We start from the raw sequence: 25,540 nt of genomic DNA on the forward strand, positions 1-25,540 counted from the left end.
CTAGCGTCGCAGGTTCTCGAACACCGCTGCAATCCCTTGTCCGCCACCGATACACATGGTCTCGATCCCGTACCGTCCCTGGCGCCGGTCGAGTTCGCGCAGCAGATTGGCGAGGATCCGCCCACCGGTGGCACCGACAGGATGTCCGAGCGAGATCCCGGAACCGTTGACGTTGAAGCGCTCCTGGATGTCCTGCGCGCTCAATCCCCAGGCCTTGGCGCACGCGAGAACCTGTGCGGCGAATGCCTCGTTGACTTCGATGAGGTCGATGTCGTCGAGCGACAGATCGACACGGGAGAGAGCTTTCGCCACGGCAGGCACCGGTCCGATACCCATTCGGTTCGGCTCCACACCCGCCACACCCCAGCTGACCAGTTTCGCGAACGGTCGCAGGCCAAGGCGTTCGGCGTTGGCCGCAGTGGTGACGATGGCCGCGGCTCCGGCGTCGTTCTGGCCGCAGGCGTTTCCGGCGGTGACTGTGGCTTCGGGGTCGACTCGACCTCGAATGGGGCGCAGTGCAGCAAGATCGGACAGCTGAATCCCTCGGCGTGGATGCTCGTCGCGAGTGACGACTGTCTGCTCACCACGGCGCCCGCGCACCGAAACGGGAATGGTCTCGTCGTCGAAATACCCGCTGTCCTGGGCATGAACGGCCCGTTCGTGCGATCGCACCGCGTATCGGTCCTGCTCGTCGCGGGTGATCGAGTACTCCCGGCGCAAGTTCTCGGCGGTCTCGATCATGCCGCCTTCGACCGGGAAGTTGACTCCGCCGGAGTTCGTGCGCGGTTTGGCCAATCGGTCGTGGAACTCGACCGAAGGGCGCTTTGTGCCCCAACGCATATCGGTGGAGTAGAACTCGGTTCCGCTCATGCTCTCGGCGCCGCCGGCGATGACCAGATCACTCATCCCGGTCTGTACCTGCATCGCGGCGTAGATGATCGCCTGCAATCCCGAACCGCAACGGCGATCGAGTTGTATTCCGGGAACGGACACGTCCAGACCGGCGTCGAGTGCCGCGATTCGCCCGATGGCCGCGGCCTCTCCGTTGGCGTAACCCTGACCGAAGATGACGTCGTCGACATCGGTGGACGCAATGCCGGTTCGTTCGACGAGGCCACGCACAACAGTGCTGGCGAGAGTGGTGACGGGAACGTCCTTGAAGACTCCGCCGAATCCGCCCACCGGGGTGCGAACGGGTTCACAGATGACTGCGTCGTGCATGGAATGCGCCTGTCTCGAGGAGAGGTGGGGAATGCGTCGCGTGAACGGGCCGATCGAAGGGCCCCATAGCGACCTGGCCACTCGAATATCCAGCACGCGTGGCGCGGTTGTCAACAGTAGGAACGACCTGTTCGGACATAGTTTCCGCCATACGGTTCGTATGCGAAATCGACTTTGACACATATACCGTTCGGGGATTGAATGGATGCAGCGTCTCTGCCGCACACATGTCGCGGTGGGGTGAAAGTTCCTGGAGTCGAATCAGTTTCGTCGACAGGAGAGCACGAAGTACCGACAGACAGGTGGAACAGTGACTCGTTTGGCGCAGACGGCGGGATTGACCGAGACCCAGAGCGACATCGTCGGGGCGGTACGCGAGTTCGTCGATCGTGTGGTCATCCCCGCGGCGCAGGAGCTCGAACACTCCGATACGTACCCGACCGACATCGTCAAGCAGATGAAGGACATGGGTCTGTTCGGACTGACCATCGACCCCGAGTACGGGGGTATCGGCGAATCATTGCTCACCTACGCGCTGTGCGTCGAAGAGCTGGCCCGTGGATGGATGAGCGTGTCCGGCGTCATCAACACGCATTTCATCGTGGCTCACATGATCTCCGCGCACGGGACGCCGGAACAGAAGGCGAAGTACCTGCCACGTCTGGCGTCCGGGGAACTCACCGGCGCATTTTCCATGTCGGAACCGGCCCTGGGTTCCGATGTTGCTGCCATATCGACCAAGGCGAAGCGTACGGAGTCCGGCGATTACGTGATCACCGGCCAGAAGATGTGGCTGACCAACGGTGGTTCGTCGACGTTGGTGGCAGTCCTCGTCAAGACGGACGAGGGCGCGGAGAAGCCGCACAACAATCTGACGACGATATTGATCGAGAAGCCCGCAGGTTTCGGCGAGGTGCTCCCGGGCCTGACCATTCCGGGCAAGCTCGAGAAGATGGGCTACAAGGGAATCGACACCACGGAGATGATTTTCGACGGCTTCGAGATCGGAGCCGAAGAGGTTCTCGGTGGCACTCCCGGCTTGGGATTTCGGCACATGATGGACGGCGTCGAGGTCGGCCGGGTCAACGTCGCCGCGCGTGCGTGCGGAATCGCCCAGCGCGCTTTCGAACTGGCTGTCACCTACGCCAAGCAGCGCGAGACGTTCGGCAAGCCGATCGCCGAGCATCAGGCCATCGCGTTCCGGATCGCCGAAATGGGCACCAAAGTCGAAGCGGCACATCTGATGATGGTCAACGCTGCCAGGCTCAAGGACTCGGGTGAGCGCAACGACGTCGCCGCGGGTATGGCGAAGTATCTGGCGAGTGAATTCTGCTCGGAGGTCACGCAGGACAGCTTCCGTATCCATGGTGGATACGGCTACTCCAAGGAATACGAGATCGAGCGGTTGATGCGTGAGGCGCCGTTCCTTCTGATCGGTGAAGGCACCAGCGACATCCAGAAGCAGATCATCAGCAAGGGCTTGTTGCGCACCTACAACTGAGCCGACAAGCGGCACCGCGAACATGCGCGGTGCCGCTTTGTCGTGTCGGGTCAGCGGGTGAAGGCCAGGGTTGTCACCGGTGACCGGTTGCCGTATGCGTCAACGGCTTCGACGCGGGCATCGTATGCGGTTCCCGCTGCTGCATCGGGAATCGGAATGTCGAGGCTGTTCGGCCGTGGCATGAAGTAGAAGTCGGAGAGCACCTTCGACGAGACCACCTTCGCTCCGGTGGCTGTGTCCGTGATCTCGACGGCATAGTGATGGACCATCTGGTCGTCCTTCGCCTGCGCGATCCGTAGCGCAGTTTCACCGTTCGCTCCGGTGCTCACCGAGAGTGGGGTGGCCGTGGTGAATTCCGGTGCATTCTTGTTTCGTGCACCCGAGGTGTAGCGGAAGTTGTCCTTGATCTGCTGGTTGGTCGACCCGTCGAGCTCGACCGTCCACCCCGAACCGCTCAGCGTGCCCGCGCTCGAGTACGGCGGCTGCCAGTTGGCTGACCACGCGCCTCCGGTGTAGATGTCGTGCTTGTCTGCCGCCATGTTGATGCGGTTGATTTCCGTGCGGTCCTGGTAGACCTCCACGAAGAGCGCTTGGGCAGTGGGTGATTCGAAACGGTTCGCGAGACCGGACTCGGTCACCATCTGGTAGCCGTGATCGATTTCGATGTACGACATCGAGCCGTCGTTGACCGCCGTGAAGTCGCGTTGATGGATCGACCGGTCGTCGTTGTTGTTCAGGTGCGAGTGCCCGGAGAAGAAGATTGCCTGAGGGAAGGCGCTCAAGTCTTCGGTCAGTCGAGGGTTCGACGCCTGCTGGCCGTCCATGGCTGTGTTGCTTGCCGGTCGGTGTCCCTGGACCAGGATCGGCTTGGTCAGGTTCCCGGACTCCGCGGTGATTTCGGTCAGGCGGGACTTCAGCCAATTACGTTGCGCTGAATCATTGTTGTACGTCTCGGTGTTGACCGTGAAGAGATGGACACCGCTGACATCGGATTCGTAGTATCCGCCACCGGAATCCGGGAACCACTCCGCCGGATATCCGGCTCTGATTGCCGCGAGACTTGCATCGTGATTGCCGTTGGAGATCAGGAGTTGTGTGTCGTTCATGCCCTTCCTGGCGAGGTTTGCCTGGAAGATTTCTGCGACGATCTTGTGGTCAGGCCCCTTGCCGTCTCCGTTGTCGTTGATCATGTCGCCGTTGGAGAGGATCGCGTCGGGTTTCGGGAAGATGGAACCGATTGTGTCGAAAAAGCTTTCGTACTTCTTGTCGTTGTTCGCGTGGTCGCCGACGTGGACGTCGGACATCACGACGACCTGAGCCAGCGGCTTCTCCGAGGTTTTGATCAGGTAGCCGAACGAGACGGCCGCGCTCGCGTGATCGCCGCGGAAAGCGGCGACAGTGACGTTGGTGTCCTGTGCGATCTGCAGCGGACGTCCCGGTGTGGCAGCTTGGCTGTCGGTGGTGGGTGTCGTTCCGTCCAAGGTGTAGCGGACGGTGGCGCCGCGCTCGGCGGTGAAGGTCAGATCGACAGGGTGCTCGTACCGTCCGCCGGGGACGCTGACGCCGGGCGCTGCGGGCGGCGTGTTGTTCTCGCCCGAAGAGCTACCCCATTCGAAGGATGAACTGCCCCAGCTGGGTTCGGCTTGGGATTCGGCGGGGGCGATGCCGGGAACGGCGAGAGCCGCGGTCACGGCTGCTATCGCGATGGTCGTACGTCTCACGAGGATTCCTTGTCTTCGACGCGGTGGTTCAGACCCATCCATAATTGGTCTGGACCAATTACGCTAGGTGGCGCCGGGTAGAAAAAGGTGTGTCCTGTATGTCCGACTAGTGAAGCGTGTATGAACACCGTCCGCGCTTGCCGGCGGTACTGTCGGCTGCGCTTATGGCAAAGTCGATGGCGTGGACCTACGTCAGATCGAGTACTTCCTTGCCGTTGCCGGTGGGGAGTCCTTGTCGACGGCTGCGCAGAATCTGTCGGTCACCAAGCCGTCGTTGTCGCAGGGTATTCGTGGTCTCGAGCGTGAACTCGGAGTCGAACTGTTTCACCGTGTCGGTCGCGGTTTGGTTCTGACGGCGGCAGGTCGGGCGTTGGTAGGGCCGGCGAGGCAGATGATGCGCAGCAGTGCGGCCGCATTCAATGTCGCGACCGGGACGGCCGACGAGCCTCGTGGGCGGCTCGACATCTGCTCCGCGGCACATGGTCTCGAAGGTCCGATCGCACGCATCGTGGCGGACTTTCGTGAGCGGTGGCCTGCTGTGACCGTTCGGGTCGGTGAACTGCCGCAGGGTGCAACGTCTGAGCAGGTGTTGGCAGACGGCGCATGCGAGGTGGTCTTCAGCTATTGGCCACCCGACATGTCGGCGCTGTCCACGAAAGTGATCGGGGTGAACGAATACTGGCTGGCAGTGCCGTCGGGGGTTCATCCTGACGTCTGGCCGAATGGTGTGAAACCCGCTGCGGGAGAGCCGGTGTCATTGACGGCGTTGCCCGATCTCCCCGTGGTGGGTGTGCTCAAACACTCGCGGGCTCGGCTTGCCATCGAGTCGTCTCTGCAGGCCGCCGGGGCCCGGACTCGGATGTCGACGGAGTTGGCGCAGCGGGAGACCGTCGGCGCGTTCGTCTTTGCGGGTTTGGGCATGGCATTCATGGAGCGTTCGTTGGCCGAGAGATCGGTCGCGTCCGGCGCGGAGATATTTCCGGTGGAGCCGGCGATCTCACTGAATTACGGCATCGAGTTCGATCCGGAGACGCTCTCGCCGTTGGGCAGGCTGTTCGTAGGCGGCTTGTGACGTGTGGAGACGTTCTCGATGTACGCAGACCCGGCCGGCGAGAGCGGGCCGTCGCGGTAGACCAAGATCGTCTGCCGCGTGATCGGTGGGAGAAGCGAGCGAACCTCAGATGCTGGGGAGTCTTGTTCGGCGATCGATCTGGGCAGCAGCGCGGCGCCTACACCTTGCCCGACCATTTCCCGGACGGCAAGGCGATCAGGTACTTCCACGACGACGTTGGTGAGCTCCAGATCGCCGTCGATCGAACGCCCGCGCCGAAATGTCGATGCCTCGACCACCATCGGCAGGCGCGCAACCACGGCGCGCGGAACCGGATCGGGTAGGTCTGTGGCCAGGCGAACGGGGATCGACAAGACCGTTTCCTGGGTACTCACGGCAATTTCTCGAAGCCCGTCGGAGACATCGGTACCCGGGTGGGTCTCGAGAAACCCGAGTTCACACGTGCCCGCTCTGACCAGCGCGCGCACGTCCTGTGCGTTCGGGACGGCGTTCGTGGAGAACCGAATTCCGGGCGCCGTCAGATGGAGGCGTCCGGCGACCTCTGCGACAGGGTCGATGGCAAGATCGGACTGAACAGCTATGGCGAGTTCGCCGGCGCGCAAAGCGGTTACTGCGGCCACCGCGGCTTCGGCCCGAGCAACGTCGGAGAGCAACGCACGTGCAGAATCGGTAATTGCCAGTCCGACTGTGGTGGGAGCCAGACCGCGAGTGGTGCGCTCGAAGAGTGTGGCTCCGAGTGCTCGTTCGAGGTTGCGTACGGCCTGCGAGAGTGACGGTTGCGAGATACGCAGGACGTCCGCGGCGGCGGTGACGCTGCCGTGATCGACGACGGCGACGAGATACTGCGCGCTGCGTATGTCCATCCCGGGTGCCTGCATCTGGCAAATTCTCCCAGATGACCGGACCTTGGCGGCGGTGACTTGCTGCGACCTGCAGACATAGGTCTCAGCTATGGCTCTGTGCGCCTTCTCGTCTTTGTGGCGCAGGCCATAGCGATGGTCGACTGTTCCAGTACCACCGACCGCGGTTCGTGCTCGGTGAGTACCTGGAACACAGGAGCGTGATGTGAGCGAGCTTCACCTACCCAACCGGATACGCCACTCGGCGTCGACACGGCCGTCCGAACCGGCGATCACGTGCGGCGACCGAACTTTGACATGGGCTGAGCTGGATGGCGAGACCAGTACCTTGGCGAGCGCGCTGGCAGAAGTGACCGCAGCCGGTGCTCGCGTCGGTGCGTTACTGCGGATGGGGCTCGAAGGTGCGGAAACCTTCATCGCGTGTGCGAAGGCAGGCGCTGTGTTCATCCCGTTGAACTGGCGGCTCAACCCACTCGAACTCGTCGACATCGCCGAGGATGCGGAGCTCGACGTCTTGATCGTCGATGACGAGTTCGCCGCGGGGGCGGCGGCGATGTCCGCAGCGTTGCCGGAGATCGAGGTCATAACCGTGGGAGCTGCAGGGGGCCTGCCGGATTCGCGAACCTGGGCGGAGTTCGTGGCCTCCGGGAACGGCGTCGACCCCGGAGAGGGGCACGATCCGGACGCAGCAGTTCTGCAGCTGTACACCTCCGGGACAACCGGCCGGCCCAAGGGCGTCGTGGCCACGCACCGGAATCTGTACAACGAGCCAGAGGGGTTCGATGTCTACGAATTCGGTTCGAATGCAGTCGCACTCGACGCACTTCCCCTCTTTCACATCGCCGGCGCCGGCTGGATGAGTACGTGCTTGTCGGCCGGAGTGCCTTTGGTGCTGCTCGGAGACATGGCGCCGGCTCGGGTCGCTGATGCCATCGCGACTCACCACGTCACCCATGCATTTCTGGTGCCTGCCGTCATTCAGACGCTGGTAGATCTGCCCACTCTCGACAGTTTCGATCTGGCGAGCCTGGAGGTAGTCGCCTATGGGGCGTCTCCGATCACTCCGGCACTCCTCGCTCATGCGATGACTGTCTTGAACTGCAAATTCGTCCAGCGATACGGGATGACCGAGACAACGGGTTCGGTATCCGTCCTTCGTGCCTTCGACCATCATGTGAGCGGACCGCGTTCGGAGTTGCTCCGATCTGCGGGAAAACCCATGATCGGCGTCGAGATCTCCATTCGAGACGTCACAACTGGTGAGGTATTGCCGCCCAACAAATCCGGTGAGATCGTTGCGCGCAGCAGAAACAACACTCGCGGGTACTGGCGACGTGACCGAGAGACCGCGGAATTGTTCACTCAGGACGGCTTTCTCCGAACAGGCGACGCCGGCCATTTGGACGACGAGGGGTATCTGTTCGTCACCGACCGCCTCAAGGACATGATCATCACCGGCGGTGAGAACGTCTATCCGATCGAGGTGGAATCCATTCTGGCCGAACACCCCTCGGTTGCCGAGGTCGCTGTGGTCGGGGTTCCGGACAAGCGCTGGGGTGAATCCGTCACCGCGGTGGTCAAACTGGTCGACGGTGCCGACGTGCCGAGCATCGACGAGTTGATCGCGTTCAGTACAGCGAAGTTGGCGTCGTACAAGAAACCTCGCCAGATCCATTTCGTGGACTCCTTACCTCGCAACGCGAGCGGGAAACTGCTCAAGTCGAGCCTGCGGACCATGCTGAACGCGAGCGGAGAAGCATCATGATCGTGACCGAAGACGTTGGTGTCGCACAACGTGAGGCGTGGGCGAACAAAGTCCTTCCACCGGTCGAACAGGTGCGGGACGGATTGTGGTCGATCCCTGTTCCCATGCCGGACAACCCTTTGCGTTACGTGCTCGTCTACGCACTCGCGCTCGACGACGGACTTGCCCTCATCGACGTCGGTTGGGATCACGAACAGTCGTGGCAGGCTCTCGTCGACGGCATAGCATCGATCGGATACCACGTTTCCGAAGTGCGCTATGCGGCAATCACGCACCTGCATCCCGATCACTTCGGTCTGGCGCCGCGTCTTCGGCAGGTCAGCGGCGCAACGCTTGCGATGCACGTGGCCGACGCGACGCTCCTCGGATACCACGGTCCCGAGCAGACCCGCGACGACATCAGTGGCTGGAACCTGCAATTGTCCGAACTCGGCGCACCGGCCGAAGTGCTCGACGCGTCTCGGGTCGACCTGGTGCGGTTCGCTGAGCACGAAACCATCGACATTGTTCTGGGAGATGGTGATTCACTCGATCTTCCCGGGTGGAATCTCCGCGCCCAGTGGACACCGGGGCACACTCCCGGACATCTCTGCTTCGTCGAAGAGGACAGAGGCTTGTTGTTCAGCGGCGATCACATGCTGCCGAGGATCAGCCCGAACATCTCCACGATTCCCGGTGAACTCGAGAACCCGCTTCATCGTTATCTTCTCTCGCTCGAGGCGACGACAACACTGGGCGAGTGCGAAGTGCTTCCGGCACATGAATATCGATTCCGTGGGATCGCCGATCGTGCACGTCAATTGATGGGGCACCACGAGGAGCGATTGGCGGAGATCGTGGCTGCGGTTCAGGATGAGCCCGAATCCACGGCCTGGGAACTCTCACGCACGATCTCCTGGTCTCGCCCGTTCGAACAGATGTCGCCGCGACTACTTCGCTTGGCAGTCCGCGAAACCCATGCTCATCTCGTTGTTTTGGCCAAGCGGGAGATCGTGACACCGTCCGGCGGCACACCCGTGCGCTGGAGTATTCGCGCGCAGTGACCTTTCAAGAATCTCATCACGGAAGTAGGAACCGAACATGAGCGTCGTGCTCACCGACTTCGCCGACGGCGTTGCCGTCATCACCCTCAATCGTCCCGAGGCCAAGAATGCGGTCAACCTGGAACTCGCAAAGGCACTCGCAGCCGCGATCGACGAGTTCGAGGAACGGTCCGATCTCACCATCGGCATTCTGACTGGAGCTGGTGGAACCTTCTGCGCCGGTATGGATCTCAAGGGATTTGCGCGCGGGGAACGGCCATCACTACCGGGTCGTGGTTTTGCCGGTCTGACCGAGGCTCCGCCGTCGAAGCCGCTGATCGCAGCCGTCGAGGGGTGGGCACTCGCCGGCGGGTGCGAACTGGCGTTGGCGGCCGATCTGATCGTGGCATCCACCGACGCGAAATTCGGCTTGCCCGAAGTGAAGCGGGGGCTTGCCGCGGCCGCCGGTGGCCTTCTGCGTCTGCCCAAGATCCTCCCGTACCAGTTGGCCATGGAAATCGCGATCACCGGGGATCCGCTCAGTGCCACCGTGGCGCATCATCACGGCTTGGTCAATCGGCTCGCCGAACCTGGACAGGCGCTGACCGTCGCACGCGAGCTTGCGGCCCGAGTAGCGGCAAACGGTCCACTGGCTGTTCGCGCGACCAAGCAGGTACTGGCAATGTCCGCAAAGTACACCGATCCGGATGCCTTTGTCGCGCAACGCGAATTCATCGATCCGGTCTTCACCTCACGTGACGCCAAGGAAGGTGCAACGGCATTTGCCGAGAAGCGCTCTCCCGTGTGGGGTGGTTCATGAGTGCCGAGACGATCGAGCGTGCGGCCGTAAGCATCGAACGTGACGGTGCTGTCGCGACGATTGTTCTCTGTCGGCCGCACCGCCGCAACGCTCTCGATCTCGACGCCTGGATCGCTCTACGTGAAGCAGTCCTCGAACTTCAAGAGGATTCGCAGATTCGCTCTGTGATCCTGACCGGCGCGGACGGGACCTTCTGTGCGGGCTCCGATCTGGACAAACGCGGCTCGTCGCACCCGCTCGATCGCATGCGTGTCATCAACGCAACGGCGATCGCACTGGGTGAGTTTCCCAAGCCTCTGGTGGCGAAGGTCGACGGGTTTGCCGTCGGAGCCGGATGGAACATGGCGTTGCTCTGCGACTTCGTCGTGGCAGCCAAGGGCGCGAAGTTCAGCCAGATCTTTGCCAAACGGGGGTTGTCTGTCGACTTCGGGGGTTCGTGGATCCTGCCGAGACTGGTCGGCCTCCAGCAAGCGAAGCGACTGGTGATGCTCGCCGAGACGATCGACGCACAGGAAGCCTACGAGCTCGGGTTGGTGACCTATCTGGTCGAGCCGGGTGAAATGGACGAACACACGTCGAAGCTTGCCCAGCGGCTCGCTGACGGTCCGCCAGCCGCACTGAGTCAGTCTGCCGCCATGCTCGAACATCACACCTCACTCTCGTTGCGGGAAGCCTTGGACAACGAGGCGAGGGCGCAAGCGGTCAATTTTGCGACGGATGCTACCGACGCGGTTCGTGCCTTCGTGGAAAAGCGGGAGCCGGTCTTCACCGGAGAGTGGGCCGTACCAGGGCTAACTCGAGTGGAGTGAGCGTCAGATCGCTGGTCGTATGATGGATGAGTGGATCTGCATTTCGTTACCTACTTCGTCGCTGTCGTCGACCACGGAGGGATAACGAAGGCCGCTCAGGCTCTCTACATTTCGCAGCCCTCGCTGTCTCAGGCAATTCGCACGCTCGAGCGTCGACTCGGCGCCACGCTGTTCGATCGGACCGGTAGGCGGTTGGTTCTTACCGACGCGGGCCGCACGTTCGATCTCGCGGCCAGGAGAATCCTTGCCGACGTCGAGCGCGCGAAGGCTAAAGTGACCGCCGTTCGCGAACTCGAGTTCGGCCGGGTGGACGTCGTCTCGTACTCGGCGTTCTCCATCGATCCGATGGTCGAGTTGGTCCGGCGATTCCGGGCCAACTTTCCGAAGATCGTGGTGCGCGTCCTCGACACGTACGGCCCGGCCGGGGTCGACAATGCGTTGCGGCGAGGGTCGGCCGAGGTCGGCGTCACCGATCTGAGTATCGGGTACGAAGGTTTGGTCACGGCTCCGATCGCCGCCCAGGAGTTGGTACTCGCCACCCATGCGTCGTTGTCCGGCCGGCTTGCAACGCCGTTGGCGGATCCGGTTCCGCGAACGCTCTTGCACAGTTTGCCGCTGGTGGTCGATCTCGGTGATCAATCGAATCAGTTCCGGGGTCTACTCAGCGAAGGCGCCGAGAACGTAGTAGTGGACTGTGTCCACCCTGTGACCACGTGGGAACTCGTGCGTCGAGGGATCGGCGCCACCGTCGTGCCGAGAAGGGTTGCACAGCAGCAGATGACAGACGTCTGCGCCTTCTCCTTCGATCCGCCGCTGACACGCGACGTCGGCATCGTCTATCGCTCGGGCGAGCAGTCCCCGGCCGCCGCCGCATTCATCGCGACGGCTGCGGAAATGGCCACCTCCGCCGTTCCGTCCAAGGAAGAGGAGTGAACTGTGGAGTTCCGGCAGATGGAGTACTTCCTCGCGGTCGTCGAAAACAAGGGGATCAACGGCGCCGCAGCTGCATTGGGAGTTGCTCAGCCGACCGTGTCACAAGCGTTGCGCGGGCTCGAACGTGAACTGGGAGTGCGGCTTTTCCATCGCATCGGGCGCGGGATGGTCCTCAGTGCGGCCGGTCGCAGCCTGGTCGGCCCGAGTCGACAGGTTTTGCGAGACGTCGCTGCGGCGGCTGAACAGTTGACGGCATCCGATGGCGCCATCGTCGGTCGCCTCGACATCATGGCTTTCCCTGCACTGACCTCGGGGACGATCGTCGATCTGATTGCGGAGTTCTGTCGACGGTATCCGCAAGCACGAGTCAGATTTTCGGAACTCGAGCGTGAGGACAATCTGGAAAGTCTCATCCGGGACGGCCACTGTGAATTCGCGGTGGCTCATCTGCCTCTCGAAGCGGGCGAAGGGCTCGAGATCGTCGAATTGGGGGAGCAGGAGTACCGCCTGGTCTACCCGGCGGGAACCGAACTACCCGAGGGGCCGGTACGCCTTTCGGAAATGCCGGACATTCCCATGGTATTCGTTCCTCGCGGGGCAGCGATGGGCGACGCGATCGAAGATTCGATCCGAAAGGCCGGTACCAGAACGGAACTCGCGGTGGTGACCGAGCAACGGGAGTCACGGCTCCCGATGGTCATCGCCGGCCTCGGCGGTTCGTTGGTCGAGCGCTCGGTGGCGAAATCGATGCCTGGTCAGGTCGTGGAACGGGCCTGCGAGCCGAGATTCCTGCGTGCGTACGGTCTCGCCTTCGACCCCTCGACGTTGTCGCCGGTGGGACAGGTATTCGTGAACCTGATCCACGAGTACCTGTCCGACGAATCCCTCTCTGACGAACACCGGTCACAGCACTAGAGTCGGCAGATGCGTTCTCGAGCGGCAGCGTACTCGGCGGCGAGACGCTCTACTACTGCATGCGTCGGAAGTACGGCGTCGATCGCTCCGATGCCCTGTCCGGCGCCCCAGATGTCACGCCACGCCTTGGTATCGGTGTCGGTGGTCGCGAAACTCATTGCGGAAGGATCGGATTCGGCTAGGTTGTCGGGGTCCAAGCCGGCGGCAACGATGCTGCCCCGCAGGTAGTTTCCGTGTACTCCGGTGAACAGGTTGGAATAGACGATGTCGGAGGCCCCTGAACCCACGATCATCTCCTTGTACGCAGGATCCGCGTTAGCCTCTTCGGTTGCGATGAAAGCTGATCCGACGTATGCCAAATCGGCTCCGGCCGCGAGCGCAGCGAGAATCGAATCACCATGAGCGATGGCACCTGACAACAGCAGTGGACCGGCGAACCACTCACGAATCTCCCGAATCAGGGCAAACGGCGACTGCCTACCGGCATGACCACCGGCCCCGGCAGCTACCGCGATCAGTCCGTCGGCGCCCTTCTCGATCGCCTTGCGTGCAAAGCGATTGTCGATGACGTCGTGAAGAACGATTCCACCGTATGCGTGGACGGCGTCGTTGATGTCGGTGCGAGCGCCGAGGGACGTGATGACGATCGGAACCTCGAACTCGGCGATGGTCGCCAGGTCCTCTTCCAGGCGGTTGTTGGACCGGTGGACGATGAGGTTGACGGCAAATGGCGCCGACGGATTTTCCGGGTGCTCACGATCATGGTCCTCACGAGCGACCGTGATCAGTTTGAGCCAATCCCGAAGTGCCGACTGCGGACGAGCATTCAGTGCCGGGAAGGACCCGATGATCCCAGCGGTGCACTGCGCGATGACGAGGTCAGGAGTCGAGATGATGAACATCGGTGAAGCGAGAACCGGGACACGCAGTTGCGACGTCAGGTCTGCGAAGGTCGTCACCTGGAACCGCCTTTCTGATCGACGGATTCGAGAAGTCTCGAGCGGAGGTCGGTCTTGAGGACCTTACCGGCAGCCGATGTCGGAAGGAGTTCTACCTCGACGACTTCGCGAATCTTCTTGTACGGCAGCACCTGCTCGGCGACAAACGCCTTGATCTGCTCGGCGTCGAACTCGGCGCCCGGAATCATCACCACGAAGGCTACGGGCTCCTGGCCGTTGCTCCCCACTTCGCGGCCGACGACCGCGGCAGTCGAGATCGCCGGGTGCGAAACCAGAATCTCTTCGAGTTCACGCGGATAGACGTTGTACCCCTTGTAGATGAGCATGTCCTTCGCCCGGTCGCAGATGAAGAGGTATCCGTCCGAGTCCAGGTACGCGATGTCACCCGTGTCCAACCAGCCGTCGACGAACTGTTCTGCGGTGGTTTCCGGGTGTCCGAGATAGCCGTCGGTGACCTGAGGCCCACGCACCCACAGTTCGCCGCGTTCGTTCTCGCCCAGAACGGTCTTCCGGTCCAGCTGATCGCGAATCTGGATTTCGGTGTCGAAGATCGGGAGGCCGACGCTGCTCTGCCGGTATTCCGAGCCGTTGATCAGCGGAGCTGCCGTGACCACACAGGTGGCCTCGGTCAGCCCGTACCCCTCGACGACGAGCGCTTTGGGAAATGCCCGGCGGAGTGCGGCGAGCGTGACGCTGTCGATCGGGGCAGCGCCCGAAGATACGACGCACACGCTGTCGGTGTTGCGCACAGTAGCGTCGGGATGAACCGACAGTGCGTGCCACATAGCGGGAGACCCGGTGAGGTAGGTGGCCTCGTGCTTTTCGATCAGCTCGAGCATCCGGCCGGGTTCGAACCGACCGGCAAATACCTGGGTGAGACCGGAGATCAACAGGAACGACGTGTTGAGCAACGAATGTGCGTGGAAGAGAGGTGAGACCACGATGGTCGCCCCTGTTCCCGGCGTCGGACCGAGCACGTCGAGGCCGTCGATGCGTCGAGGCGTGACGAGACCGTCAGGACCTGCCTCCAACTCGTGCCCGGTTCTCCACCCACACATCTGCGTGATGTTGCCGACGACGTTGCGGTGAAGAACACGAACACCTTTGGATACTCCGGTGGTTCCGCCGGTGAACGCGATGTGTGCGATGTCGTCGCTTCGGACGGAGGCAGGGGTGAATTCGGTGGGTAGATCGGCGATGAAGGCGTCGAACGCGACGACCGACTCCGGTGTGTCGAGCGCACCCTCGGTGTCCTGGACCATCACGATCGTACGTACGGAGGTTCCGGAAGAGGCCGCGAGCAGTGTGTGCAGCTGCGAACTCTGAGTGACCGCAGCAACGGCGGACGTCTCCTCGATCTGCTTGCGCAGTCCAAGTTCTGGCTGCAGCGGATTGACCAATGTAACGGTCGTCCCGGCCTGCAGGCAGCCGTAGTAGGCCTGGAGGAACTCGACGCAGTTCCCGAGATGTAGCAACACGACGTCGCCGACGCCGACCCCGGCCTGCCGCAGTGCGCCGGCGAATTGTGCACTGCGCTGACCGAGTTCGCGGAACGTGCACGTGCGCTCGCCGTCCACGACGGCGAGGCGATCACCGTAGAGCGCCGCCATGCTGGGTGCCCAGTAGGCCATGGTGGTGTCCGGGTAGTGCATGTTGTGGCGCAGTTGTGGATTGGCGATCACGCTGATGCCCGTCACCGGGGAGCCATTCGGATCGCGCCGTCGAGTCTGATGGTTTCGCCGTTGAGATAGCCGTTCTCGAGCATCGAGACGGCCAGCTGGCCGAACTCGTCCGGGCGACCAAGCCGGGAGGGGTTGGGAACCGAGGCTTCGAGGGCCGTGCGCACATCTTCGCGCAGGCGCGCCAGCAGGGGAGTGTCCATGATGCCGGGAGCAATGGTGTTGACGCGGATTCCGCGGCTGGCGAGATCGCGCGCAGCGGTGACCGTCATACCGACGATGCCGGCTTTGGACGCCGTGTAGTTGATCTGACCGATCTGACCTTCGAATGCTGCGACCGACGCCGTCATGATGATGGCTCCTCGCTCACCGTCCACGGCATCGAGTTCTGCCATCCGCTCGGCGCCGAGACGGAGTGCGTTGAACGAACCGACAAGATTCAGTTTGACGACGAACTCGAAATCTTCGACCGATCCGGCTTTTCCGTCCTTGTCGAGAATGCGCATGCGACGCCCGGCACCCGCGCAGTGGACGACGCCGCGAAGGCCGCCGCGCTCGTGCGCCGCGTCGAGTGCTTCGGCGAATTGTTCGCTGTCGGTGACGTCGGCCGGGGCGAATTGCGCGGCAGCTCCGAGATCGGCCGCCACCTGCTTACCGTCGGACGAAGGCAGATCGATCAACGTGACCTGCGCTCCGGTGTCGAGCAGCCGTCGAGCGGTTGCCAGGCCGAGACCTGAAGCGCCGCCGGTGATCGCGGTGGAAAGTCCCTCGAGTTTCATGGATCAATTCTTCTTTCCTGCTGGATGACGTGTCGGCCCGAAAGCGTTGTCGGGTCAGATCAATTCGAGAATGGTCGCGTTGGCCATGCCGCCGGCCTCGCACATCGACTGGAGACCGTATCGAATTCCGTTGTCGCGCATGTGATGTGCCAGGCGAGTCATCAAGATCGCACCTGATCCGCCGAGTGGGTGGCCGACAGCGATAGCGCCGCCGAGCGGATTCACTCGATCGATGGCTGCGCCGGTTTCAGCCTGCCAGGCAAGCGGGACGGGGGCGAAGGCCTCGTTGATCTCGAAGGCACCGATGTCGTCGATGGACAATCCGGAGCGGTCCAGTGCCTTTGCGGTGGCGGCAATCGGACCGGTGAGCATGATGACCGGGTCGTCGGCTGCGACCACTGCGGTGTGAATACGAACGAGCGGCTTCCAACCGCGTGCGCGGGCGTACTCGCTGGTCGTGACGAGTGTGGCGCCCGCCCCGTCGGAGATCTGAGAAGAGTTGCCGGCGTGGATGACACCGTCGGCGTCGAAGGCCGGGGGCAGCTTTGCGAGCGACTCCAGACTTCCGCCTCGCCGAATGCCTTCGTCCTGGGAAAAGTCGGCGATCGGAGTGATCTGCCCGGTGAATGCTCCAGCGTCGGTGGCGCTGGCCGCGAGTTCGTGTGAGCGGAGGGAATATTCGTCCAGGGCCGTTCGTGTGAGTGCCCATTTCCGGGCCATCATCTCGGCGCCGGTCCCCTGGCTGAAACTGTCCACGCCGTAGCGTTCGAGTACCGAAGCCGGGAAATGCTCACCGTTCTTGCTTGCGGTTCCCATCGGAACTCGCGACATCGATTCGACGCCTCCGGCTACGACCACGTCGTTCTGACCGGAGATGACGGTGGCGGCCGCAAAGGAAACTGCCTGCTGGCTCGATCCGCAGGCCCGGGTCAATGTGACGCCGGGAACGCTGTCGGGCCAGCCGGCGGCGAGTGCCGCTGTGCGGGCGATGCTTCCGGCCTGTTCGCCGACCTGACTGACGCATCCCCAGATCACGTCGTCGACCGTGGCCGCGTCGAGTCCGGTCCGTTCAGCGAGTGCACGCAGTACATGTGCGGACAGTTCGGCCGGATGGATCTCCGAGAGGGCGCGTCCTCGACGGCCGATCGGTGTACGTACTGCGTCGACGATGACGGCATCTCGCATGTAACTCTCCTGCTGTTCGTGCCCGGTGTTGCGATTGTGCGGTCGGGGCGTACCTCGAGTCGATCACGAGCGGGTCGACCCGGCAATGTCTTTCGGTGAATGGCTTTGTTAGCGAATGGCTATACGTGGAGCATTCAGCCGCGGATGAGCTTGCGATCGCGCTCGGGATTGGCGAAGACGAGGACCAGAACCGCGGCGACGACTCCGATGATGCCGATTGCCTGGAAGGACTGGGCGTAACCGTCGGCCGGGGTTGCCGCGTTGTCCACGATGACTCCCGTTGCGTAAGGAGCAATCAGGCCGCCGATCGACATGATGGCGAGGAAGAATCCCATGGTGCCTGCAGTCTGCTGCGGCGGGCACAGTTCGGAGATCGCAGCGTTGATGAGCGGGAAGGTGATTGCCGAGAATCCGTAACCGATCGAGACCATGGCTACAGCGATGATGGGAGTGGAGATCTGTGGCAGGAACAAGAGAATCGATCCGCAGATCAGAACGCCGACACAGGGGACGATGACGCGAACCGTGCGAGAGGTGAAGCCGCGGCCGATCAACTTGTCCGTGACGGAACCGGAGGTGATCATGAGGACGAGACCGACGATCGAGGGCAGTGCGAACATCGAACCGGCTTGCATCGCACTGTATCCGAGGCCGACCTCGAAGTACGACGGCAACCAGGTGAGAACGACGGTGGTCAGTGCGTAGATGGTGGCGATGAGGAAGCAGCAGCTGACGAAGGTGCGGGAGAGCAGGATCTTGCGCCACGGAACGTTGGGCTCGGTGACTGCCTTCGTTGCCGTCCCGGTCGCCTCGGTTGCTTCTGTATCTGCAGTCTTGGTCGCCTTGACGGCCTTGCTCGTGTACGGGCCTTCGGACCAACCGGCCAGCCAGCAACCCATCCACACGAGTCCGAGGACAGAGAGCGAGAGAACCGCTGCGCGCCAGCCGTAGTGAACGGCGATGAAGGTCAGTACGGGCGCGAGGGCGATCTTCGCGACGGAGGCGGATCCGGCGAGCATTGCACCGGGAAGGCCGCGCTTGGCCGGCGGGTGCCACGAGTACGCGGCGGTGTGCATCAGCGCCGAGCTGGGGCCTTCGGCGAATCCGAGGAGCATGCGCGAGACGATCAACATCGCGAGGCTGGCACCGAGAACGAGGGGGAGCATGACCACGGACCAGATTGCGGCCAGGATCAACAGCGCCCAACGTAGGGTCAGGTACTTGTTGAGCGGTCCGGCGAGAAATCCGCCGATGCAGAACATCAGGAAGAACAGCGAGCCGACCATGCCGATTTGCGAAGACTTCAGTCCGAGCTCGCGAGCGAGGGGCTGAGCGATGATTCCGAGGACTGCTTTGTCCGCGTAGTTGACGATGTAGAGGAAGACGACGAGCCCGGTCATCGTCCACGCACGCTTGCGGGTACCGAAGACGGGGACTGCTGACGAATCTGGCGTTGCCGTTGCTTCGGGCTGGACGTCGTTACGCTGTGGCGCGATGGGGGTCACGTGGCGTCCCTTCGAGACTGGTGGGCGGATGCGATCGTGCTCGAAGCGCGGCCTCGAAGCGATCGATGGTGTTGTGTTTGCCGGCTGACCCATTCAACGTGTTCTGGATCACTTTGAGCAATGTCGCGTCGATGATCGGAACGATAGCGGTTGCCTATGTATCGCAGGTCAGGCCATATTGGTACGCCCTATCGGACGCATAGCCGATGAGTGTTGGATCGAATACGGGACGTTGAGGCAAGGTGAGATCAGGATCACCCTGTTCCCTTGACCGACTGGAGTTCATACATGCAGCGCACCGTGTTCAACGAGGATCACGAGGCATTCCGGGCTACCGTCCGCGATTTCATCGCGAAGGAAGTAACCCCGGTCCACGAGAAGTGGGAAGAGGACGGTCACCCGCCTCGTGACTTCTACCGACGACTCGGAGAGCTGGGCGTACTCGGAATTCAGGTGCCGGAGGAATACGGCGGAGGCGGCGAGAAGTCGCTCAAGTTCAACGTCGTCGTCGCCGAGGAAGTTGCTGCCGCCGGGGCGTCTTTCGGCTCGCAGTCGGTGCATACGAACCTGATCCTGCCCTACCTGCTCGAGTACGCGAACGACGAGCAGAAGAGCCGCTGGTTGCCGGGCTTCGCTTCCGGCGATCTGATGTTCGCGATTGCGATGACCGAACCGGGAACAGGGTCGGATCTGGCGAACATCGCGACGACGGCCAAGCTGTCGGAGGACGGTACGCACTACGTGGTCAATGGTTCCAAGACGTTCATCACCGGCGGGGTACTTGCCGATCGCGTCCTGGTGGTGTGCCGCACCGCGCCCAGCACGGCGGAGAACCGACGCACCGGGTTGTCGATCCTGGTGGTCGACACGTCGTCGCCCGGATACTCGGTGGGGCGCAAGATCAACAAGATCGGTCTCAAGACCTCCGACACTGCGGAGCTTTCGTTTGTCGACGTACAGGTACCCGTCGAGGACCGGCTCGGAGAAGAGGGCGACGGATTCAGCTATCTGACCCACAACCTCGCTCAGGAGCGATTGACCATCGCTTTCGGAGCGGCCGCCACTGCCACTGCAGCGCTTCGCTTTGCCATCGACTACGTCAAGGACCGCAAGGTGTTCGGTAAGCCCGTCGCGGCATTCCAGAACACCAAATTCGTTCTGGCCGAATGTGCTACCGAGGTTGATGCCATCCAGCTGGTGTCCGACAACGCACTCGAATGTCATGACCGCGGCACTCTGACGATTCCCGACGCAGCGAAGGCGAAACTGTTCTGCACCGAGGCAGCAGGTCGAGTGATCGACAAGTGCCTCCAATTGCACGGCGGGTACGGCTACATCACCGAGTATCCCATCGCGCGTCTTTACGCAGACACGCGTGTCACACGAATCTACGGTGGCACAAGTGAAGTCATGAAGACCATCATCGCGAAGGATCTTGGTCTCTGACGCACTCTCGACATGTTTTCGGCCTCGGAGCATTTATTCCGAGGCCGAAAACATGTTCCAGGTAGATCAGTTCGCCGGAACGCCGACGATGCCGTCCGCGATCAGTGCCGAGGCGTGATCGGCAGTGGTTCCGAGGACATCCGCGAGCACCGCAATCGAATCGCCGCCGACCTCGGAGGCCGGTCCGGTGCTCAGGTGTGCGCCGTCGAACGAGGCTGGGTTCGCGGCAGCCAGATAACGTCCGATTCGAGGCTGATCGAGTGCGGAGAACATCGGGTTGTTCTCCAGTTCACCGGAATTCACCACTTCCTCGAAACTGCGGTACCTCTCGAACAGAACCGACGATGTGTCCAGCGCTGCAGCGATCTCGGCGCCGCTGTGTTCCCGGAACCAATGTGAGAACAGAGCAGTGAGTACCTCTCGATGACGGTAGCGGTCTGCTTCGGTGGAGAAGTCGGCTTCGAGTGCAGCTTCGACGGCGTCGACAGCCGCCGCGGTGCCGGTGACCGACGCAAGGTCACGGAAATGGCGAGTAGTGAGTGCAACGATCATGAACCGTTCGTTGTCGCTGGAGACGAAATCGATTCCGTACGTGCCGTAGACGGCGTTTCCGCCGGACTCGCGACTGCGACCGTTCACTTGTACTTCGGTGAGGTAGCCGAGGGTTCCCGCGGTGGCCAATGCGACGTCTTCGAGTGGCAGCGTGATCTGCGTGCCGTGTCCGGTCGAGTCACGTTGGCGCACTGCGGCAGTTATCGACAGGGCGGCGTAGAGCCCGCAGGCGACGTCCCAGGCGGGCAGTGCGTGGTTGACAACTCCGGCGTAGTCGGCGGGGCCGGTGATCTGTGGAAATCCCAACGCGGCGTTGACCGTGTAATCGACCCCGGGGCTGCCGTCGCGGCGTCCGAGAACCTCGAGGGTGATGACGTCGCTACGCAACTGGGCCAGGGAGTCGTGGCTCATCCAGGTGCGACCGCCGGCATTGGTGACCAGGATTCCGCCGCCAGGTCCCGGAGCCGTGACCAGTTGGCGAATCAGTTCTTGGCCGCGTTCGGCGCGCATGTCCACTGACAGTGACCGTTTGCCTTTGTTGAGTCCGGTCCAGTAGATGCTTTCACCCGTGTCGGTGACGGGCCAGCGTTTGTAATCGGAGGCACCTCCGATCGGGTCGATCCGGATCACCTCGGCGCCGAGTTGGGAGAGAGTCAGTCCGCACAGGGGCGCGGCGACAAAGCTCGAGACCTCGACGATGCGAAGCCCGGACAGCGGGCCTTGGGTCTGAGTCATCTGTGGTCCTCCGTGGTAGAAGAGTGTGCGATCATGCCATCAACACGGTGAAACGCCAGTCGAGAACCGGAGTCTGTGTTGCAGAAGCATTGTGGGAGAACACGAGTGAACGCAGTTGCACTGCGGTTCCGTGTTCAAGGGGCGACGAACTTTCGACGTGCAGTTCGCTCGTGAGGGTATCGCCCTCGTGAACGGGCCCGGTGTGATCGCACGAGTGCCATCCGAGAACCGTCACCACGTTGGGCAGAGCGCGAGTTGCCTGGGCAAGTGCAATTCCGATGGTGTGGCCGCCGTAGACGAGGCGACCGTGGGCGCCGACGCGATCGTCGTGGTGCGTCGCTGCGATGTTCAAGCTCAGCCGGGCAAGTTCGGGTGCACTGGAGACGACGTCGCCGCTGCTGTGGAAGACGGAGCCCACCAAGTCGGAATCGAAGTGCCTGCCGGGTATCCGATCTCGATATGTGTCGAGGTCCCAACCGTCAGGTGATACGTACGGCGCCGGTTCGGACGGACCGATCACGGAGAGGTCGTCGGCGTGGCGAGTTCTCGTCTCGATCGGGTCGGGGCTCAGTGGGAGCATGGCGCAGCGGTAGAAGTCGAGGACCGTGTTGCCATTCTGATCAGCGGACGTCATCCGTAGCGCGGCAAGTCCGGTGGCGCCGCGTCCCGGCTTGGCCGAGTTCTCGCGCAGACCGACAACCTCGGTGCGCGTGTACAGGGTGTCACCGAGTACCGGGAAACGGTGGAATCGCAGTCCACGGTAGAAGAGGTTTGCCTTGACGTGGTGTGTGACCACGGTTGACTGGCCGATGGCGACGTCGGTGACCAGTCCTGGATTCGCCACTGGTGCAGCGGAACCTGTGACGCTCGACGACAGGTGTGCGTCGAGAGGCAAGCGCATGCGGTCACCGAGGATCGCCTGATGGGAGGCGGCGAGTCCACTGGTCAACGTCACCGCTGGTGCTTCGTCGAAGATCTGACCGTGGGTGAGTTCGTCGAAGTACGGTCCTCCCACGTAGTGCTCGCTCATACGGTGACTCCTTCGGCTCGGGCAAGCGTACGACGCGCTGCCACGGCCACGGCTTCGTCGAGCATTTGGCCGTCGAGCTGGGCGGCGCCGGAACCCAGGGTTTCGGCTTCTTCGAGTGCGGTCAACACCCGTCTGGCGTCATTGACGGCGTCGTCCGAAGGAGTGAATGCGGTAGTGGCCGAGTCGATCTGCGCCGGGTGGATGACCCATTTACCGTCGAACCCGAGAGCGCTGGTCCAGTGCGCAGCGCGGCGGAAGGCGTCGTCGTCGGTGATGCCGAGAAAGGGTCCGTCGATGGCGGCGACGCCGGCTGCGCGGCAGGCGATCAGGATTCTGTCCTGGACGGCAAGCCAGTGTTCCGGCAGTGCCGAGCGTGAGCGACCCAGCGCTGCACCGAGATCGGCGTATCCGATGATCGCGGCCTGCAGACGAGGAGTCGCGCGGGCGATGGAGTCGGCATTCTGGACGCCGAGCGGAGTTTCGATCAGGGCTTGCAGGGTGGTGTGGTGCCCGCCGGCAGTGAAGAGGATGCGCTCGGCCTCGAGGAGTTCGTCGGCGGACTCGACCTTAGGGACGATCACGCTCGTCAGCGATTCTCCGAGGGTGCCGCAGGCGATCAGGTCGTCGCGGGCCCATGGCGTGGTGAGGCCGTTGATTCGGACCGAGATGGTGCGCGCCCTACCGAACTCGTGCACCAAGGAACTCACGAGGGTTCGCGCAAGGTCCTTGTTCGCCGAAGTGACGGCATCTTCGAGGTCGAGAATCACCTCGTCTGCGTTCGAAGAGAGTGCCTTGCGGGCCTTGCGCTCGTCTGAACCCGGAGCGACCAGGGACGCACGGCGTCTGGTCGCGCGGTAGTGGTTCTCGTCCATAGTGTGTCGATTACCTCGATCTGGTGATCAAATGTACGGCCAGTTGCGAAATAGATGTGCTGCCGTGAACGGCGTTGATGTGCAGCGAACTGCCTCGATGCTGGCAGTTGCTGCGTATCGATGTCAAGGCGCGGTATTGACATTGCGCGAACAATATCGAAATATGGCCGTACAAACTTATTTCAAGTCGAGGCGGATTCATGCTCAAGCTCAACGACGAAGAGACATTCCTGATCGAAACCGTGCGCCGGTTCGTCGACCGAGAGGTCAAGCCCACGGTCCAGGAGGTGGAGCACGCGAACGAGTATCCCGAGAAGTGGATCGATCAGATGAAGCAGATCGGGATCTACGGGCTCGCGATTCCCGAGGAGTTCGGCGGATCGCCGGTGTCCATGCCCTGTTATGCGCAGGTGACGCAGGAACTGTCGCGAGGATGGATGTCCCTGGCGGGAGCGATGGGCGGACACACAGTGGTCGCCAAGCTCATCTCGCTGTTCGGTACCGAAGAGCAGAAGGTGAAGTACCTGCCGCGAATGGCAACCGGCGAGATCCGGGCAACGATGGCCCTCACCGAGCCCGGCGGTGGTTCCGATCTGCAGGCCATGACAACCAATGCCAAGAGCGACGGCACAGATCTGGTCGTCAACGGCGCCAAGACATGGATCACCAATGCCCGCCGATCCGGCGTGATCGCCTTGCTGTGCAAGACCGATCCAAGCGCAAGCCCTCGTCATGCGGGCATCTCGATCGTTCTCGTCGAGCACGGCGAAGGGCTGACCGTGTCCCGCGACCTCCCGAAGCTCGGATACAAGGGCGTCGAGAGTTGTGAACTGTCCTTCGACAATTACCGCATCGCCGAGTCGGCCATTCTGGGCGGTACTCCCGGAAAGGGTTTCGGGCAGATGATGAAGGGGCTCGAGACCGGCCGTATCCAGGTGGCTTGCCGTGCACTGGGCGTCGCCACGGCCGCACTCGAAGATTCACTTGCGTACGCGCAGCAGCGCGAGAGCTTCGGCCAGCCGATCTGGAAGCACCAGTCGATCGGCAATTACCTCGCCGACATGGCAACGAAGCTGACGGCCGCGCGGCAGCTGACCTGGCACGCGGCGCAGATGTACGACAGCGGCGAGCGGTGCGACATGGAGGCAGGCATGGCCAAGCTGTACGCCTCCGAAGTGGCGATGGAAATCGCGTTGTCCGCCGTCCGCATCCACGGCGGTTACGGCTACTCGACGGAGTACGACGTCGAGCGGTATTTCCGTGATGCACCACTGATGATCGTCGGGGAGGGAACCAACGAAATTCAGCGCAACGTGATCGTTTCGCAGCTGGTTGCCCGCGGCGGTCTGTGACGGACCGGTGAGCAAGTAGGATCATGTCGCTATGAGCGGTAAGGAAAGAGAGACGGAGCCGGCGTACCAACGCCTCTCTCGTGAGCTTCGTCAGCAGATCTCTGCCGGTACCTACCGCGACGGCATTCAACTGCCCACCGAATCCGAACTGGCGCAGCATCACGGCGTGAGTCGGCAGACGGTCCGCCGAGCCTTTCACGATCTTGTTGCCGAGGGCATCGTGTACCGAGTACCCGGGCGCGGAACGTTCGTGACCGAGAACAGCGGCCGCTATCTCCGTCATCTCGGATCCATCGAAGATCTCATGAACCTTTCGCGGGACACGACGATGGAAGTTGTGTCACCGCTGCAACGGCGCGTGGACATCGAGGCGGCCAGTCGGCTTCGGCTCGACACCGACGTCGTGTACACCGTGGTCTTCCGACGGATACACGAGGGAGTTCCGTTCGTGCAGACGACGGCGCATCTGCCGGAGGCGATAGCTCGGCAGATCATCGACCTGCCCGCTATGGCGGCCGGTGCGGTGAGCGCCAATACGGTGATCGGCCTGCTGGAACCGCTGATCGACAGTCCGATTGTCGAAGCAGCACAATCGATCACGGTGTCCCCGGCCACGGCAGACGTTGCCAGGGACGTCGATTGCGAGATCGGCCACGCCATGTTGCGGGTGGACCGTTTGTACTCCAACGCGCAGGGCGTTGCCAACGAGTTGTCGGTGAGCTACTTCTTGCCGGAGCAGTACACCTATCGGGTGACGCTGCGCCGCGGCGCACATTAGCGCTGCAGGTTTTCTTTGCTGTTCAACAC

22 protein-coding genes are annotated in these 25,540 nt (G+C 62.4%); 11 read left to right on the top strand and 11 right to left on the bottom strand.

Annotation, left to right across the window (positions count from 1 at the left end):
• The gene (locus tag H351_RS07200) at positions 1-1,221 is read right to left on the bottom strand and encodes an acetyl-CoA C-acetyltransferase (protein WP_029256325.1); all 1,221 of its coding nucleotides are present in this window, start codon (positions 1,219-1,221) and stop codon (positions 1-3) included.
• 310 nt (positions 1,222-1,531) lie between these two features.
• Between H351_RS07200 and H351_RS07205 the strand changes: the two genes are divergently transcribed.
• A complete protein-coding gene (locus H351_RS07205; RefSeq protein ID WP_019745412.1) occupies positions 1,532-2,722 on the top strand; it encodes an acyl-CoA dehydrogenase family protein in 1,191 nt (396 codons plus the stop codon).
• A 50-nt stretch (positions 2,723-2,772) separates the two neighbouring features.
• On the opposite strand, the gene H351_RS07210 is transcribed toward H351_RS07205, so the two are convergent.
• On the bottom strand, positions 2,773-4,443 hold the full coding sequence (locus H351_RS07210; protein ID WP_029256324.1) for a chitobiase/beta-hexosaminidase C-terminal domain-containing protein: 1,671 nt from the start codon (positions 4,441-4,443) through the stop codon (positions 2,773-2,775).
• Positions 4,444-4,624: 181 nt separating this feature from the next.
• Between H351_RS07210 and H351_RS07215 the strand changes: the two genes are divergently transcribed.
• Positions 4,625-5,515, top strand: a complete 891-nt coding sequence (locus tag H351_RS07215; protein ID WP_021331928.1) for a LysR family transcriptional regulator — start codon at positions 4,625-4,627, stop codon at positions 5,513-5,515.
• On the opposite strand, the gene H351_RS07220 is transcribed toward H351_RS07215, so the two are convergent.
• Complete coding sequence (locus tag H351_RS07220; protein WP_021331929.1) at positions 5,449-6,393, bottom strand: LysR family transcriptional regulator; 945 nt, start codon at positions 6,391-6,393, stop codon at positions 5,449-5,451. The genes H351_RS07215 and H351_RS07220 overlap by 67 nt on opposite strands.
• A 187-nt stretch (positions 6,394-6,580) precedes the next feature.
• Here H351_RS07220 and H351_RS07225 point away from each other — a divergent pair, with 187 nt between their 5' ends.
• From H351_RS07225 to H351_RS07250, 6 genes are read left to right on the top strand one after another with little or no spacing between them, the layout of a single operon-like run.
• Positions 6,581-8,140: a long-chain-fatty-acid--CoA ligase gene (locus H351_RS07225; protein ID WP_029256322.1), complete on the top strand. Its 1,560-nt coding sequence runs from the start codon at positions 6,581-6,583 to the stop codon at positions 8,138-8,140.
• Positions 8,137-9,183, top strand: a complete 1,047-nt coding sequence (locus tag H351_RS07230; RefSeq protein ID WP_003940131.1) for an MBL fold metallo-hydrolase — start codon at positions 8,137-8,139, stop codon at positions 9,181-9,183. The genes H351_RS07225 and H351_RS07230 overlap by 4 nt, the downstream gene beginning before the upstream one ends.
• Before the next feature lie 37 nt (positions 9,184-9,220).
• Positions 9,221-9,982, top strand: coding sequence for a crotonase/enoyl-CoA hydratase family protein (locus H351_RS07235; RefSeq protein WP_029256321.1), 762 nt, complete (start codon positions 9,221-9,223; stop codon positions 9,980-9,982).
• Positions 9,979-10,791 carry an enoyl-CoA hydratase/isomerase family protein gene (locus H351_RS07240; protein WP_020909220.1) on the top strand — a complete coding sequence of 271 codons (813 nt, stop codon included), beginning with the start codon at positions 9,979-9,981 and terminating at the stop codon, positions 10,789-10,791. The genes H351_RS07235 and H351_RS07240 overlap by 4 nt, the downstream gene beginning before the upstream one ends.
• A 30-nt stretch (positions 10,792-10,821) precedes the next feature.
• On the top strand, positions 10,822-11,724 hold the full coding sequence (locus H351_RS07245; protein WP_019745405.1) for a LysR family transcriptional regulator: 903 nt from the start codon (positions 10,822-10,824) through the stop codon (positions 11,722-11,724).
• A gap of 3 nt (positions 11,725-11,727) precedes the next feature.
• A complete protein-coding gene (locus H351_RS07250; RefSeq protein WP_021331933.1) occupies positions 11,728-12,639 on the top strand; it encodes a LysR family transcriptional regulator in 912 nt (303 codons plus the stop codon).
• On the opposite strand, the gene H351_RS07255 is transcribed toward H351_RS07250, so the two are convergent.
• The 5 genes from H351_RS07255 to H351_RS07275 form a co-directional block, all read right to left on the bottom strand.
• Entirely contained in the window at positions 12,636-13,541 is a 906-nt protein-coding gene (locus H351_RS07255) for an NAD(P)H-dependent flavin oxidoreductase (protein ID WP_250884952.1), read from the bottom strand. The two genes, H351_RS07250 and H351_RS07255, sit on opposite strands and share 4 nt — an antisense overlap.
• Positions 13,542-13,594: 53 nt before the next feature.
• Positions 13,595-15,250: a class I adenylate-forming enzyme family protein gene (locus tag H351_RS07260; protein ID WP_029256319.1), complete on the bottom strand. Its 1,656-nt coding sequence runs from the start codon at positions 15,248-15,250 to the stop codon at positions 13,595-13,597.
• Positions 15,251-15,291: 41 nt separating this feature from the next.
• A complete protein-coding gene (locus H351_RS07265) occupies positions 15,292-16,056 on the bottom strand; it encodes an SDR family NAD(P)-dependent oxidoreductase (RefSeq protein WP_029256318.1) in 765 nt (254 codons plus the stop codon).
• A gap of 54 nt (positions 16,057-16,110) precedes the next feature.
• Positions 16,111-17,241 carry a thiolase family protein gene (locus H351_RS07270; protein WP_029256317.1) on the bottom strand — a complete coding sequence of 377 codons (1,131 nt, stop codon included), beginning with the start codon at positions 17,239-17,241 and terminating at the stop codon, positions 16,111-16,113.
• 134 nt (positions 17,242-17,375) lie between these two features.
• Positions 17,376-18,839 carry an MFS transporter gene (locus H351_RS07275; protein WP_201026959.1) on the bottom strand — a complete coding sequence of 488 codons (1,464 nt, stop codon included), beginning with the start codon at positions 18,837-18,839 and terminating at the stop codon, positions 17,376-17,378.
• 195 nt (positions 18,840-19,034) lie between these two features.
• On the opposite strand from H351_RS07275, the gene H351_RS07280 reads away from it, so the two are divergent.
• Positions 19,035-20,192 carry an acyl-CoA dehydrogenase family protein gene (locus H351_RS07280; RefSeq protein WP_029256315.1) on the top strand — a complete coding sequence of 386 codons (1,158 nt, stop codon included), beginning with the start codon at positions 19,035-19,037 and terminating at the stop codon, positions 20,190-20,192.
• 66 nt (positions 20,193-20,258) lie between these two features.
• Here H351_RS07280 and H351_RS07285 read toward each other — a convergent pair whose 3' ends face one another.
• From H351_RS07285 to H351_RS07295, 3 genes are read right to left on the bottom strand one after another with little or no spacing between them, the layout of a single operon-like run.
• Positions 20,259-21,479: a CoA transferase gene (locus tag H351_RS07285; RefSeq protein ID WP_029256314.1), complete on the bottom strand. Its 1,221-nt coding sequence runs from the start codon at positions 21,477-21,479 to the stop codon at positions 20,259-20,261.
• Between the two features lie 31 nt (positions 21,480-21,510).
• Positions 21,511-22,509: a MaoC family dehydratase gene (locus tag H351_RS07290; RefSeq protein ID WP_029256313.1), complete on the bottom strand. Its 999-nt coding sequence runs from the start codon at positions 22,507-22,509 to the stop codon at positions 21,511-21,513.
• Entirely contained in the window at positions 22,506-23,381 is an 876-nt protein-coding gene (locus H351_RS07295) for an HpcH/HpaI aldolase/citrate lyase family protein (RefSeq protein WP_029256312.1), read from the bottom strand. Before H351_RS07295 ends, H351_RS07290 begins: the two co-directional genes overlap by 4 nt.
• 200 nt (positions 23,382-23,581) lie before the next feature.
• Between H351_RS07295 and H351_RS07300 the strand changes: the two genes are divergently transcribed.
• Complete coding sequence (locus tag H351_RS07300) at positions 23,582-24,733, top strand: acyl-CoA dehydrogenase family protein (protein WP_020909211.1); 1,152 nt, start codon at positions 23,582-23,584, stop codon at positions 24,731-24,733.
• 31 nt (positions 24,734-24,764) lie between these two features.
• Complete coding sequence (locus H351_RS07305) at positions 24,765-25,511, top strand: GntR family transcriptional regulator (RefSeq protein ID WP_003940169.1); 747 nt, start codon at positions 24,765-24,767, stop codon at positions 25,509-25,511.
• The last annotated feature ends 29 nt before the right edge of the window (positions 25,512-25,540 follow it).

This window comes from Rhodococcus erythropolis R138 (assembly GCF_000696675.2).
Classification (GTDB): Bacteria; Actinomycetota; Actinomycetes; order Mycobacteriales; family Mycobacteriaceae; genus Rhodococcus_F; species Rhodococcus_F erythropolis.

Bases quoted from the DNA above. Each gene is read 5' to 3' on its own strand.
- H351_RS07200 (WP_029256325.1), bottom strand. From the start codon at position 1,221: ATGCACGACGCAGTCATCTGTGAACCCGTTCGCACCCCGGTGGGCGGA.
- H351_RS07220 (WP_021331929.1), bottom strand. From the start codon at position 6,393: ATGCAGGCACCCGGGATGGACATACGCAGCGCGCAGTATCTCGTCGCC.
- H351_RS07230 (WP_003940131.1), top strand. From the start codon at position 8,137: ATGATCGTGACCGAAGACGTTGGTGTCGCACAACGTGAGGCGTGGGCG.
- H351_RS07235 (WP_029256321.1), top strand. From the start codon at position 9,221: ATGAGCGTCGTGCTCACCGACTTCGCCGACGGCGTTGCCGTCATCACC.
- H351_RS07240 (WP_020909220.1), top strand. From the start codon at position 9,979: ATGAGTGCCGAGACGATCGAGCGTGCGGCCGTAAGCATCGAACGTGAC.
- H351_RS07255 (WP_250884952.1), bottom strand. From the start codon at position 13,541: ATGTTCATCATCTCGACTCCTGACCTCGTCATCGCGCAGTGCACCGCT.
- H351_RS07260 (WP_029256319.1), bottom strand. From the start codon at position 15,250: ATGCACTACCCGGACACCACCATGGCCTACTGGGCACCCAGCATGGCG.
- H351_RS07265 (WP_029256318.1), bottom strand. From the start codon at position 16,056: ATGAAACTCGAGGGACTTTCCACCGCGATCACCGGCGGCGCTTCAGGT.
- H351_RS07270 (WP_029256317.1), bottom strand. From the start codon at position 17,241: ATGCGAGATGCCGTCATCGTCGACGCAGTACGTACACCGATCGGCCGT.
- H351_RS07275 (WP_201026959.1), bottom strand. From the start codon at position 18,839: ATGGGTCAGCCGGCAAACACAACACCATCGATCGCTTCGAGGCCGCGC.
- H351_RS07280 (WP_029256315.1), top strand. From the start codon at position 19,035: ATGCAGCGCACCGTGTTCAACGAGGATCACGAGGCATTCCGGGCTACC.
- H351_RS07285 (WP_029256314.1), bottom strand. From the start codon at position 21,479: ATGACTCAGACCCAAGGCCCGCTGTCCGGGCTTCGCATCGTCGAGGTC.
- H351_RS07290 (WP_029256313.1), bottom strand. From the start codon at position 22,509: ATGAGCGAGCACTACGTGGGAGGACCGTACTTCGACGAACTCACCCAC.
- H351_RS07295 (WP_029256312.1), bottom strand. From the start codon at position 23,381: ATGGACGAGAACCACTACCGCGCGACCAGACGCCGTGCGTCCCTGGTC.
- H351_RS07300 (WP_020909211.1), top strand. From the start codon at position 23,582: ATGCTCAAGCTCAACGACGAAGAGACATTCCTGATCGAAACCGTGCGC.
- H351_RS07305 (WP_003940169.1), top strand. From the start codon at position 24,765: ATGAGCGGTAAGGAAAGAGAGACGGAGCCGGCGTACCAACGCCTCTCT.